The organism is Streptococcus sp. SM3 (assembly GCF_027497875.1).
Genome location: NZ_JAJNSA010000090.1, coordinates 1 through 10,220 on the forward strand (window position 1 = coordinate 1; position 10,220 = coordinate 10,220).

Here is a 10,220-nt window from a genome sequence, read left to right on the forward strand (position 1 = left end):
ACATCTTTTCTGTTAGCTTCTCCTACCGCAGTAACTAAAACAGATGCATCACATTTTTGTGTGATAATAGCTGCGTCGATAACGATACCAATAGGCGCTGTATCAACAATAATATAATCAAAATACTTGCGAAGTGTGTCAATCATAGTGCTAAAATTTTCACTTTGCAATAAAGCAGTTGGGTTGGGTGAGATAGACCCAGCTTGAACCACAAATAGATTCTCAACATTGGTATCACATAAACCATGAGATAGGTCTGTTGTTCCAGATAAAAATTCTGTCAATCCAGTAATTTTTTCACGTGACTTGAAGACACCTGACATGACAGAATTACGAATATCAGCATCTACTAACAGGGTCTTGTAACCTGCACGCGCGAATGCCCAAGCAATATTTGTAGAAGTCGTTGACTTTCCTTCACCCGGTTTTACAGAAGTGATAGAAATTACTTGTAAATTATTTCCACTCAATTGTATATTCGTACGCAAGGCATTATAGTATTCTTCCGCTTTTTTGGCCAGATCTAATTTTTTCTGTGCTATTTCTAATGTCGGCATATCTCTCTCCTATTTCAACTTATCCAAATTTGGAACAACTCCCAACAATGCGATTTGCATAACATCTTCAATATCCTCTGGACGTTTCACTCGTGTGTCAACCAGTTCAACGATAAGAACAGCGATAACCATAAAGGCTGTTCCTCCAAGTAGCCCGATAATTGTATTTCTACGAATATTTGGAGAAGATGGTGCTGTAGCCGGACGAGCTTCTTCAAGTGTTGTGACATCAGAAACGCGTGTGATACTGATAATCTTTTCAGCGGCAACTTCTCTCAATGAGTTAGCAATACGACTAGCTTCCTCAGGGACTCTATCATTAACTGAAATAGAAACGATACGGGTATCGACTGGTACGGTTACTTTGATTTTACTAGCCAAAGCTTTTGGTGATAGATCTAATTTTAAATTAGATGTAACTTTTTCCAAAACATCTTGAGACAAAATAATTTCACGATAGTCTTTAACCAAGTATGATCCAGCTTGCAAGTCTTGGTTTGTCAAACCAGGCTTATCTCCCTGATTACGGTTAACTACATAAATCCGTGTAGTACTAGTGAACTCCGGTTTAACGATAAAAGCACTATAAGCAAAAGCTAAAGCTCCAGCTACAATTGCTACCAATGCAATTAGAATTTTTCGTTTCCAAAGAATTTTAAGCAGATGAAATACATCGATTTCCATAGTATTTTGTTCTTTCATATTTTCTCCTAAATTATTTGATCCATTATAATTTTCCTAGGGTTCTCTACAAATAGTTCTTCAGCCTTGGCTTTACCATACTTTTTAGAAATAATCTGATAAGCCTCCTCCATATAAGGGGGTCTACTATCTAAGTTATGCATATCACTTGCAATGACATGAACCAGGTCTCTCTCCAAAAAATATTGGGCTCTCTTTTTCATAAATTTATAGGTTTCGCCAAAGAGCCTAGGTTTTAGAACATGAGAACTATTTACTTGCGTATAGCATCCCATATCAATCAGTTCTTGAACACGTTTTTCATTGTTTTCCAACGCATCATAACGTTCAATATGAGCAATCACTGGTGTAATCCCTAACATCAAAATATTGCTTAACCCTTTATGAATATCGCGATAGGGTGTATTCATACTAAATTCAATCAAAGCATAACGACTATCATTGAGAGTAGGAATACGCTTGTTTTCAAGTTTTTCTAGAACATCTGGAGTATAGTATATCTCTGCTCCATAAGCAATGACCAAATCATCTGCCACTTCTTTAGCAATCTCACGAACCTTTAAAAAATTCGTCGCTATTTTTTCTTCTGGAGTCTCAAACATCCCTTTTCGACGATGTGAAGTCGAAACTATCATTCGAACCCCTTGATTATATGCTTCTCTTAAAAGAGATTTACTATCTTCTATAGACTTTGGGCCGTCATCTACATCAAAAACAATGTGAGAGTGGATATCAATCATATCATCTTCCCTCCATCACATCTTGTATCGCACTTTTAACAGCTGCTAGACTACTATCATCGATTTCCATCATATAGAGGTTACTATCTGGCATAGCATAAGAAGGAAGTCCCATTCGACCTGTACCTTTGAGATCTTGAGAGTTGACTTTATAACTGCCACCACTCTCCAATTGAGTATTAACCAAATCCATCATCGTTTCGATCGGCATATTTGTTTGAAGGGAATCTTGCAAGCCTTGAATGATATCACTATAATTTTTCAATGCTTCGGTAGAAGTTAATTTCTGAATGATTGCGACAATGACCTTTTGTTGATTACGGCCACGGTCACGATCCCCATCAGCTAAAGAGTAGCGCTCACGAACAAACCCAAGAGCTTGCTCAGAATCTAAATGAACATTTCCTACTGGGAAATGGAACTTCCCGTGACGAGATGTAAACTCCTGATCATTGTACACATCTACACCACCTAAAAGGTCAATCAATTTCAAGAACGAAGTGAAGTTCAAGCGAACATAGTAGTTAATATCAACTCCATAAAGATTTTCCAAAGTATGAATAGATGAGTCTACTCCATAAATACCTGCATGAGTCAACTTATCTTTTTGATTATTCCCTCCGTCTGCAATCGGAACATAGGAATCTCGAGGGGTAGTTGTTAATAAAATTTTTTTAGAATCTCGATTTACAGTCATCAAAATATTGACATCTGAACGAGAAACCGAACTAATTGGTCCGTAAGTGTCAATACCACTCACATAGACATTGAAGGACTTGTTCTTAGAAACTTTAGGAGCAGCTACTTCTTTGGTGATATTTTTAGTGTAGATTTTCCTAATTTTTGATGCGTAATCAGGGTATTCAGATTCTATAATATTTTCAAAGACGCTATTTAATACAATTGCTTTCGCTTCACCTGATACCAAACTCTTATAAGCCGCAAGATATGAGGTGCTTTGTTCAACCGTCAATTCTTTGCTCTGACTAGCTTTGATATCAGCTATCAATTTTTGAATATTCTCATTATCTGTATCCGTTGGCCCTGTAACACTATCTAGTTGTGTGACATTATGAACGTCACTATCTTTCAGAACAACAACACTCATTGAGTATTCTGAGTAATTTGACGTAGAATTGATATGACTAGTAAAGCCTACAAATTGTTGCAGTGCAAAAAAAGAAACTGAACTCATTAAAATAGCTAGTGTTAAAAAGAAAATCGTAAACTTTTCTGCTTTTCTATAAATGATCAAAAGCAGACTCGCTAAAGCGACCAAAATCACTACAGCTGCCGTCATAACATTCAGATATCTAAACGCCAATATATTATGTCTAAAAATCAAGAACAGCAAAAAACCACCCAATAATACATAAATGGTTAATAAGGCTATATTAATACTCCGCTTAACTTTACCCGAACGGGCTCTTTTTGAACGTTTATTCATAGTTTTCCCCTATATGTTGATTATCAGAATTATTATATCACAATCATGAAATAATTTCCATTTATTCCTTTTTTTATCAGCGTTTTCAATGCATCTTCTAAATGTACTCCGAAGGAATAATTGTTTTTTATAACCTGTATAGTATCTATCGTTTCCTATTTTGACATTCTCGTTTCATAGACAGAAGAATCAAAAATATAACAAACGAGGTCCCTTACGGAACCTCGATAATCTATTTAACATGATTTTCTGCTTCTTTTTGAGCTTTTTCGATTGCTTTTTTGCTTTCTTGCTCCCATTTGGCCTTGGCTTCTTCATACTGTTTGGTTGTCACAGTATCTTTTTGCAGTTTCATATACTTGTAGTTATTGCCATCACCCTTGATGCCGACCAGTGAATAGCCTCTTGTAAATGGCGTCACTTTGGTTACAGAAGCTGTTCCACCACTTGACATGGCTGACATAATCAGAGAATTGTCAATCATCCAAGCCTGTGCTTCAGCATATTTTTCATAGCGTTTGGCTACATCTTTATTTTCACTATCTGCATCTTTGAGCATCTTGGTGTAGGTATCAAGCCCCAAGCTAGCAATCTTAGCTTTATCCTCTTGAGCATCTAAACCAAAAATCTTGAGGTAGAACCCATCCTCTGCATTGAAAGGATTGAGATAAGTTGACGGATCTTGGTAGTCACCTACCCAGCCATCAAAGTTCAAATCGTAGTCTCGATCAGCTGGCGTTGGCGCTAAAAAGGCTACGTTATTAAAATCATCTGTTGAAAGTTGTTGAACATCAATGACAATGTTATCAGCACCTAAAACTGACTCAAGGGTCTGCTTAACTGAGTTCATGCCTGTCACAGCATTTTTACTTGTCTGATCAACAGCCACATCCAAGTGAATAGGGAAAGTCACACCTTGACTTGCCAATTCTTTTTTAGCTTCCGCAAATTTTGCTTGGGCTTTTTCTTTGTTAAAATAGGCATCCTGAGCATCTGCCAAGTTAATATCTGACCATTCTGTGCCATAGTTGACCAATTTAGAAGCGACTACTTCTCCAAAGGTCTTGTCTCCAACTTGGACAAATGTTGGAGGCACTAGGGTGTTACGAAGAGTCTTGCTAGCTGCTTCTTCCCCATTTGACTGGGCAGAATAGGCTGTGCGGTCCAAGGCAAAGTTCACTGCTTGGCGGAAGTTCTTGTTCAAGACAGCCGTCTCAGTTGACTTCTTCTGCTCATCTGTCGTTTTAGACGTATGGTTGTATGCCTTACGGTTGACGTTGAAATTAAAATACCAAGAAGTCTTGTCCTGCAAACTATAGACGATATTATCCTTATATTTTTCCTTGATCTTAGCAAAGTTAGAACTATTTGGATAAACTCCAGCGATAGAATAAGCTCCACTTTCAAAGTTACGGATGGTCAATTCTTGGTCTGAACCATCAAAGTAAGCCAATTTTACGTGTTCAATCGATACTTTGTCATGATCATAGTAATGCGGATTCTTCACATACTCGATCGATGATTTTGATGTGAAATCTTTTAACAAATAAGGTCCGCTGTAGAGAATGCTATCTGGAGATAGGGTCCCAAAATCTTTCCCTTTTGAGTTTAGAAACTCTTCATTCACTGGGAAAAGAATACTGTTGGTTGTTTTTGAGTTCCAGTAAGGTTCTGGGCGTGCTAAAGTATACTCAACAGTCTGGTCGTCAATGGCTTTCACTCCAACCTTAGAAAAGTCAGAATCCGCTCCTGTAATATAATCATTCAAGCCCTTGATTGAGTTTTGAATCAAGTCAAGCGCCTGTGATTTATTATCCACTGCATACTTGATACCTGTCACAAAATCTTGTGCTTTGACTGGGGCGTACTCTTCACCGTCAGCCGTGAACCATTTGGCATCTTTTCTCAGTTTGTAGGTATAAGTCAGACCGTCGCTTGAAACAGACCAGTCTTCTGCCAAAGACGGAACTAAGTTCCCGTGATTGTCATTTTCAAGCAAACCATCAACTAGGTTGGTAATGATGGCTGTATTATCAGCGTAGTAGTCTAATAAATAGTTAAATGTAGTTGGATTTCCACTAAAGGTTGATGAGTAAGTTTTTGTATCTGAACCTGATTGTCCGCAAGCAGCTAAAAGTAAAGCAGCCGCAAAGGTCAGGCCTGCGCTAAGGACACGCTTTTTTGTATTCATCTTCTTTCTCCTTTATGTTAGTTTTTGTAACATAAGTTTATTTTACCAAAATAGCAAGCATTTGTAAAGTTAATTGAATTTCTAGAATGAAAGTTTATAAACTTTTGTCATAAAAAAAACAAAGGATTTCTGCCTTTCATACAGTCCTCCCTTGTTTTTATACGATTTCATTTTTAAATTTTTCTGTAAAAAATGTTTATAGTAATTCCACACAGAAAGCATCCCATGGAGCCAAGATTTGTTTTTCAAAGGCTTCCTGAGCCGTGGTATTTTCAATCAAGACAGATTTGACTTTTCCTTCTACTGTCAAGTCTTGTTCTTCATTGGACAAGTTTGCCACAACTAGGAAACGACGGTCCCCATCTTTACGGATATAGGCAAAAACCTTGTCAGCCGTATCAAGCAATTCAAAGTCAGCTCGAATCAGCCAACTATTCTCCTTACGGATTTGAACCAGTTTCTGATAAGTATAGAAAATAGAATCGGGATTTGCCAGCGCTTCTTGAACGTTGATTGCTTGATAGTTTGGATTCACTGCCAACCAAGGTTGACCTGTTGAGAAACCAGCATTTTTGCCCTCGTCCCATTGCATAGGGGTACGGGCATTGTCACGACCAATGACACGGATACTGTCCATGATTTCTTCCATCGGAACGCCTTTTTCAAGAGCTTCACGCGCATAGTTGAGGGATTCAATATCTTCTACTTGGTCCAGTGTTTCAAACGGATAGTTGGTCATCCCAATCTCCTCGCCTTGGTAGATATAGGGTGTTCCTCTCATGAGATGAAGCAAGATTGCAAAGGCTTTGGCAGATTTTTCGCGGTATTCTTGGTCATTTCCCCAGATTGAGACGATACGAGGGAGATCATGATTGTTCCAGAAGAGCGAATTCCAACCGTCCTCAACTCCTAACTCTGTCTGCCATTTGTTGAAAATCTCTTTTAACTTAGCGATATTCAGCTCTTTTTGATAGTGCCATTTAGGTTGCCCTTCCTGATACTGAAGACAGATATGTTCAAACTGGAAGACCATAGACAATTCTTGACCCTTTGGATCAGAGTAGAGTTTGGCAATTTCTGGTGTCGCCCCCCAAGTTTCTCCCACTGTCAAGAGATCTTTATCCCCAAAAGTTGCCTGATTCATTTCCTTGAGATAAGGATGGAGCATAGGACCGTTATTGACTACTTTCTCATCAGGAATCTTACCAATCATGTCAATAACATCCATACGGAAGCCGCCAATGCCTTTATCAATCCAGAAGTTCATCATCTCATAAATTTTCTGGCGAAGTTTTTCATTCTCCCAGTTGAGATCAGGCTGTTTCTTGCTGAAAAAGTGGAGATAGGATTGACCTGACTTTTCATCGTATTCCCAAGCAGACCCACTAAAGATGGAATCAAGATTGTTGGGTTCATCCCGCCAGATATAGTAGTCTCGCTCAGGACTGTCAGGATTTTCACAGGCCTCGACAAACCAAGCATGCTCATCTGAGGTATGATTGACCACTAAGTCCATGATGATACGAATATCACGTTTCTTAGCTTCCGCGATCAGTTGGTCCATGTCCTCCATAGCTCCGAAAATAGCTGCAATCGCTTGATAATCAGCAATATCATAGCCATTATCATCCATAGGACTGTCATAAACAGGAGAAAGCCAAATCGCTGTAATTCCTAACTTGGCTAGATAGTCTAACTTACTGGTAATTCCTGGCAAATCGCCAATTCCATCTCCGTTGCTATCCATAAAGCTCTTAGGATAAACTTGATAGACTACGGCATTGTGCCACCACTTTTCTTGCATCTTCTTACCTCATTATTTTAATAATCTATAGTCTATGATAGCGCTTTTCAGATTTTTATGCAAGCGTTTGCCTAATCTTTTTGATTCCTTTTTTAACTCCATAGTTTCCTAACTTCCAATTTTTTATTATAATAGAGGTCAGAGGTAAAAAAATGAAAAAACAAGCTTTTAGTTCTGAACAATATTTGAATCTACAGCGCGACCACATTTTGGAGCGCATTAACCAATTTGACGGCAAGCTCTACTTGGAGTTTGGTGGCAAAATGTTAGAAGATTTCCACGCTGCTCGCGTGCTTCCTGGTTATGAGCCTGACAACAAAATCAAGCTCTTGCAAGAATTGAAAGAGCAAGTCGAGGTTGTCATTGCCATTAACGCTAGCAACATCGAGCATTCTAAAGCACGTGGCGACTTGGGCATTTCTTATGACCAAGAAGTTCTTCGTTTGATTGATAAATTCAATGAATTAGGGATTTTTGTCGGCTCCGTTGTCATTACACAATACGCTGGCCAACCAGCTGCAGATTCCTTCCGCAACCAACTTGAGAAAAACGGAATTGACTCTTATCTTCATTATCCAATCAAAGGATATCCGACAGATATGGATCACATTATTTCTCCAGAAGGTATGGGAAAAAATGACTACATCAAAACCAGTCGCAACTTGATCGTCGTAACCGCTCCTGGACCTGGTTCTGGAAAATTAGCAACCTGTATGTCAAATATGTACCACGATCAAATCAATGGTATCAAGTCTGGTTACGCTAAATTTGAAACCTTCCCAGTTTGGAATCTTCCCCTTCATCACCCAGTCAACTTGGCTTACGAGGCTGCCACAGCAGACCTTGATGATGTCAACATGATTGACCCCTTCCATCTCCAAACCTACGGAGAAACCACTGTCAACTACAACCGTGATATCGAAATCTTCCCAGTGCTCAAGCGCATGTTAGAACGTATCCTCGGTAAATCTCCATACGCTTCACCGACAGACATGGGTGTCAACATGGTTGGTTTCGCTATTACTGATGACGATGCTGCTGTCGAAGCTTCTAAACAAGAAATCATCCGCCGTTACTATCAAACTGTTCTTGATTTCAAAGCCGAAAAAGTTGGCGAAGCAGCTGTCAAGAAAATCGAGTTGCTTATGAATGACCTCGGCATCACACCAGCAGACCGTAAGGTTGCTGTTGCTGCACGCCAAAAAGCTGAAGAAACTGGCGGACCAGCCCTAGCCCTTGAATTGCCAACTGGGGAAATTGTCACTGGTAAGAACTCAGAACTCTTTGGCCCTACAGCCGCTGCTCTTATCAACGCTATCAAGAAATCAGCTGATATTGCTAAAGAAGTGAAACTAATCGAACCTGAAGTTGTTAAGCCAATCCAAGGTCTTAAGATCGATCATCTGGGTAGCCGCAATCCACGCCTTCATTCAAATGAAATCCTGATTGCACTTGCTATCACAGCTACGGAAAATCCTGATGCTGCTCGTGCTATGGAAGAACTTGGCAACCTCAAAGGAAGCGAAGCCCACTCAACCATCATCTTGACAGATGAAGACAAGAATGTCCTTCGTAAACTGGGTATCAATGTAACCTTTGACCCTTACTACCAATACGACCGCTTGTATCGTAAATAAAGATTTCAACCTCTCCACTCTCGGAGAGGTTTTCTCTCTGTCCCAGGAGCCAGCTTTATGTTATAATGATAGGAGAAAACTGAAAGGATTTACCATGTCAAAAGAAGTTATTGTTGAAAGTTTTGAACTTGACCACACCATAGTTAAAGCACCCTATGTTCGCTTGATTGGGGAAGAAACAGGGCCAAAGGGAGACATCATCTCCAATTATGATATTCGTTTAGTGCAACCCAATGAAGACTCTATCCCTACTGCTGGCCTTCACACTATCGAGCACCTCTTAGCCAAGCTCATCCGTACCCGCATCGACGGCATGATTGACTGTTCACCATTTGGTTGCCGCACAGGCTTCCACATGATTATGTGGGGGCGCCATACCAGCGCCGAAATTGCAGCTGTTATCAAGGATTCGCTTAAGGAAATCGCTGAAACCACTACTTGGGAAGATGTTCCTGGAACAACCATCGAATCTTGCGGAAACTATAAGGACCACAGCCTCTTCTCTGCTAAAGAATGGGCGAAACTCATCCTTGAACAAGGGATTTCAGATGATGCCTTTGAGCGTCATGTGATTTAAACACAAAAAAGGAACCAGTTTTTCATCTGGCTCCTTCTTTTTTATCCTCAAAATTTTGTCTTAGGCTTTTTCACGAATAACCAAACCGCCATCTTCCATATCTGCTTCTAGGTGTTTGGCATCTAGGTGATCCAAATGGAAGTCTGTCACCTTATCACGAATTTCTTGTTCAACCACGCGACGGAGCGGACGAACACCCATGACTTCGTCATAACCTTCTTCTGTGATATAGTCCTTAGCTGCTTGACTGACTACCAAATCAATGTCTTTCTTAGCCAAGGTTTGGTTAACTTCAGCTAACATCAAGTCCACAATCTTAGAAAGGTTTTCCTTGGTCAAGTGCGAGAACTCGATAACTGCATTAAAGCGGTTAAGGAATTCTGGGCGGAAGAATGGTTTCAAACGATCCATCAATTCTGGTTTGTCCGCATCTTCTGTCAAGTTGGCTTCATAGCCAAAACCAGCATTTGATGTTGCGATAATGATTGTGTTTTTAAAGTTAACGGTATTTCCTTGACCATCAGTCAAACGACCATCATCCAAGACTTGGAGGAGAAGGGTAATC

9 protein-coding genes are annotated in these 10,220 nt (G+C 39.7%); 2 read left to right on the forward strand and 7 right to left on the reverse strand.

The annotated features are described in order from the left end of the window. The 6 genes from PAN06_RS11060 to PAN06_RS11085 all read right to left on the reverse strand — a co-directional run. The coding region (locus tag PAN06_RS11060; RefSeq protein ID WP_269796327.1) for a tyrosine-protein kinase at window positions 1-557 on the reverse strand (557 nt) is incomplete at its 3' end. Between the two features lie 9 nt (window positions 558-566). Beyond that, complete coding sequence (cpsC, locus tag PAN06_RS11065; RefSeq protein ID WP_004263755.1) at window positions 567-1,259, reverse strand: capsular polysaccharide biosynthesis protein CpsC; 693 nt, start codon at window positions 1,257-1,259, stop codon at window positions 567-569. 8 nt (window positions 1,260-1,267) lie between these two features. Beyond that, window positions 1,268-1,999, reverse strand: a complete 732-nt coding sequence (cps4B, locus tag PAN06_RS11070; protein ID WP_004263758.1) for a capsular polysaccharide biosynthesis protein Cps4B — start codon at window positions 1,997-1,999, stop codon at window positions 1,268-1,270. Window position 2,000: 1 nt separating this feature from the next. Then, a complete protein-coding gene (locus PAN06_RS11075) occupies window positions 2,001-3,446 on the reverse strand; it encodes an LCP family protein (protein ID WP_004263760.1) in 1,446 nt (481 codons plus the stop codon). A gap of 232 nt (window positions 3,447-3,678) precedes the next feature. After that, a complete protein-coding gene (locus PAN06_RS11080) occupies window positions 3,679-5,637 on the reverse strand; it encodes a peptide ABC transporter substrate-binding protein (RefSeq protein ID WP_269796328.1) in 1,959 nt (652 codons plus the stop codon). Between the two features lie 196 nt (window positions 5,638-5,833). Next, window positions 5,834-7,441, reverse strand: a complete 1,608-nt coding sequence (locus PAN06_RS11085) for an alpha-glucosidase (protein ID WP_269796329.1) — start codon at window positions 7,439-7,441, stop codon at window positions 5,834-5,836. 152 nt (window positions 7,442-7,593) lie between these two features. Here PAN06_RS11085 and PAN06_RS11090 point away from each other — a divergent pair, with 152 nt between their 5' ends. Both PAN06_RS11090 and PAN06_RS11095 read left to right on the forward strand, forming a co-directional pair. Next, on the forward strand, window positions 7,594-9,078 hold the full coding sequence (locus tag PAN06_RS11090; protein ID WP_004262049.1) for a DUF1846 domain-containing protein: 1,485 nt from the start codon (window positions 7,594-7,596) through the stop codon (window positions 9,076-9,078). Between the two features lie 94 nt (window positions 9,079-9,172). Then, window positions 9,173-9,655, forward strand: a complete 483-nt coding sequence (locus tag PAN06_RS11095; RefSeq protein ID WP_000032547.1) for an S-ribosylhomocysteine lyase — start codon at window positions 9,173-9,175, stop codon at window positions 9,653-9,655. Window positions 9,656-9,715: 60 nt separating this feature from the next. Here PAN06_RS11095 and PAN06_RS11100 read toward each other — a convergent pair. Next, a partial coding sequence (locus tag PAN06_RS11100; protein WP_269796330.1) for an AAA family ATPase occupies window positions 9,716-10,220 on the reverse strand: 505 nt, incomplete at its 5' end.

Bases quoted from the DNA above. Each gene is read 5' to 3' on its own strand.
- cpsC (WP_004263755.1), bottom strand. From the start codon at position 1,259: ATGAAAGAACAAAATACTATGGAAATCGATGTATTTCATCTGCTTAAA.
- cps4B (WP_004263758.1), bottom strand. From the start codon at position 1,999: ATGATTGATATCCACTCTCACATTGTTTTTGATGTAGATGACGGCCCA.
- PAN06_RS11075 (WP_004263760.1), bottom strand. From the start codon at position 3,446: ATGAATAAACGTTCAAAAAGAGCCCGTTCGGGTAAAGTTAAGCGGAGT.
- PAN06_RS11080 (WP_269796328.1), bottom strand. From the start codon at position 5,637: ATGAATACAAAAAAGCGTGTCCTTAGCGCAGGCCTGACCTTTGCGGCT.
- PAN06_RS11085 (WP_269796329.1), bottom strand. From the start codon at position 7,441: ATGCAAGAAAAGTGGTGGCACAATGCCGTAGTCTATCAAGTTTATCCT.
- PAN06_RS11090 (WP_004262049.1), top strand. From the start codon at position 7,594: ATGAAAAAACAAGCTTTTAGTTCTGAACAATATTTGAATCTACAGCGC.
- PAN06_RS11095 (WP_000032547.1), top strand. From the start codon at position 9,173: ATGTCAAAAGAAGTTATTGTTGAAAGTTTTGAACTTGACCACACCATA.